Annotated in this window: 1 protein-coding gene, 1 tRNA gene and 1 pseudogene; 2 read left to right on the top strand and 1 reads right to left on the bottom strand. The window is 55.5% G+C overall.

The window, feature by feature from the left end:
• Window positions 1-18 precede the first annotated feature (18 nt).
• Both GGQ66_RS22830 and GGQ66_RS22825 read left to right on the top strand, forming a co-directional pair.
• Window positions 19-95 (top strand) — tRNA-Met (locus GGQ66_RS22830).
• A 337-nt stretch (window positions 96-432) separates the two neighbouring features.
• Window positions 433-1,534: pseudogene (locus tag GGQ66_RS22825) on the top strand (IS3 family transposase).
• A 179-nt stretch (window positions 1,535-1,713) separates the two neighbouring features.
• Here GGQ66_RS22825 and GGQ66_RS22820 read toward each other — a convergent pair.
• Window positions 1,714-2,559 (bottom strand): hypothetical protein, encoded by an 846-nt coding sequence (locus tag GGQ66_RS22820; protein ID WP_183796025.1) that lies wholly within the window; start codon window positions 2,557-2,559, stop codon window positions 1,714-1,716.
• Between the last annotated feature and the right edge of the window lie 130 nt (window positions 2,560-2,689).

Below are 2,689 nucleotides of genomic sequence, written 5' to 3'. Positions count from 1 at the left end.
CATGCTTCCAATATATAACGCGGGGTGGAGCAGCCCGGTAGCTCGTCAGGCTCATAACCTGAAGGCCGCAGGTTCAAATCCTGCCCCCGCAACCAGTTCCTACTCTATAGTATCCTACAATAGCCAAAAACTACGATCCAGCACGCTAAACAGCTGCGATCGTCAGCGCTAAATCCCCGGCGCAAAACACAAATTCCAAAACTGGCAGGTGCAAAGCGGGGGCGGCCGTAGGCGCCGATAATGCAGCGTGCCCGATGGACATACGAGGTGGCTGCAGGTCAACGGCGCTCTTCGATCTGCCGAAAGCGTCAACACGCTCGACGTCCTGCAGCACGCGGCTTGGCTCGGCCGGCTGCTCTGATCCCCAAAAACTGGACCATTCATAACTGGAGTTTTCCGCTCCTTTTCCCGGCTGGGAAAAGGAGCGGAAGCATGAAGGCATCGAAGTTCTCGGACGCCCAGAAAGCGTTCATTTTGAAGCAGGGCGATGATGGCGTGCCGGTAGCGGAGATTTGCCGGAAGGCGGGGATCAGCCAGGCGACCTATTTCAATTGGCGCAAGAAGTATGCGGGTCTGCTGCCCGACGAGATGCGCCGACTAAAGGCTCTGGAAGATGAGAATTCCAGGCTCAAGAAGATCGTCGCGGATCTGACACTAGACCGCGAGATGTTGCAGGACGTAATCCGCCGAAAGCTCTGAGGCCTGTCCGGAAGCGGAAGCTGATCGACGGGATGTTGGTGGATTGGGGCATATCGATCCGACGGGCCTGCCAGGCGCTGAAGTTCGACACATCGACCTACCACTACAAGTCCCGTCGCACCGGACAGGCCCCACTCGAAAGACGCATCAAGGAGATTTGCGAGACATGCGTGCGGTATGGCTACCGGCGTGTCCATGTCCACTTGCGCCGCGATGGATGGAAGATCAATATGAAGAAGACGCGAAGGATTTACAGCGAGTTAGGCCTTCAGCTGCGCAACAAGCATCCCAAGCGTCGGGTGAAGGCAAAGCTTAAGGATGACCGCCAGGCAGCAGTAGGGCCGAACGATGTCTGGGCGATGGACTTTGTTCACGACCAGCTCACGACCAGCAAGAAACTGCGCATCCTGACCGTGGTCGACACGACTCGCGCTTTTGCCCCGCCACCGACGCACGTTTCACCTATCGCGGTGAGGATGTGGTTCAGACGCTGGAGCGTATCTGCAAGGGAACTGGCTACCCCAAAACGATCAGGGTCGATAATGGCAGCGAGTTCATCTCTCGTGACCTCGACCTTTGGGCCTACGCCCACAACGTCACCCTGGACTTCTCTCGGCCCGGAAAACCGACCGACAACGGCTTCATCGAGGCCTTCAACAGCAAGCTTCGGGCTGAGTGCCTGAACGCGCATTGGTTCCTGACCCTTGCAGATTCGCGCGAAAAGTTGGAGACTTGGCGTCGATACTACAATGAGGATCGCCCTCATTCGGCAATCGGGTATAAGGTCCTGATTGCCATGCATAATCCAGGTGACGCAACCAGCCCGTCATCGTGATGAGAGCCGGAAAACTCCAATTCCTGGCGGTCCAACCTTTGGGCTCAGAGCAACGGCACGTCAGACTCTCCGAAATCCCGGAGGAAAATTGGGGCTCAGGTCAGGCGTACCCGCAATCCCGGGCTCTCAGCGCAAATCAACAGGCAAGGCACCGGCACGGTTTTGCTCCGGCCATCTTGCTACCAGAGCTTCAGGAACTCGCTGAGCACGCGGTAGCGCTCACTGTCATAGAGCGTGATATTTCCCACGATTTCGGAAGCAAAAAGACGGTCGACGTCCGACGCTCGCCGCGGATACCAAGCCTTCGGACTCTTTAGAATTTTTGAAGCGGCCGCAGTGTATCGCAATATCAGAGCCGAACAAATGACCTCGGGTTCACTTTCGAAATCTCGCTTCTTTAGACTAAAGCCGAGCTCGGCGACTCTTTCGTTATAGTCAGTGTTTTCGGTGATAACGGAGAGACAAAAGGCTAGATCCGAGTCGTCAATTGGGCACTCGCTCGCTTCCTCAAATCCGAACTCCGATCGAGTGCGCGCAACGACAAGCACTTGCAGGAGGTTTATCGCTATATTCACTTGGGTTGACGCTGGCAGTGTTTTCGATGGCTCGTCTTCGCAAGTGATTTTTCCCCGTGAAAATTCGAGGCGGGAGGCGAGATCACTCGCACTGTCAAAGATGCGGTTTGCGAGAAGATTGTGAGGGTCGTTCTCATCGCTCGCCCTTGCGAAATAGTAACGCGCGAGACTCAGCGCTAAACGCTCGCAATTGAACCTGATGTAGGGAACCGTCTTCGCGCCAACCTTGCGATCGGCCCCCAGCATTTTCTCCGCGATGTCGAGCCACTCACCGGATCTGGTGAAATCGCTCGGCTCGCGGGCTCGAACCCGTCGTGCAACCGCTCTGAGAAAATAAGCCTCACGACCACTAATATTATTCCGTCCATCCTTAGTCTTGATAGGGTCGCGAAGCCGGCTCGCTCTTTCCACAATGTCGACGGCGCTTGCAGCGTGCTGCTCAGCAACCATCCATCTATTAGCGCTGGCAAACAATGAGCCTAATACTAGGTGTTTAGTCCCGGCATTTGATGATGCGGATTGAGTTTAAACCGTTTTGGCTCTGTTGCCCAGATTTTGCAGATGAATTCGTAGGGCGTCA

The organism is Allorhizobium borbori (assembly GCF_014196535.1).
GTDB lineage: Bacteria > Pseudomonadota > Alphaproteobacteria > Rhizobiales > Rhizobiaceae > Ectorhizobium > Ectorhizobium borbori.
The sequence above is the reverse complement of the archived record's forward strand: the minus strand, read 5'-3'. Positions and strand labels throughout refer to the sequence as shown.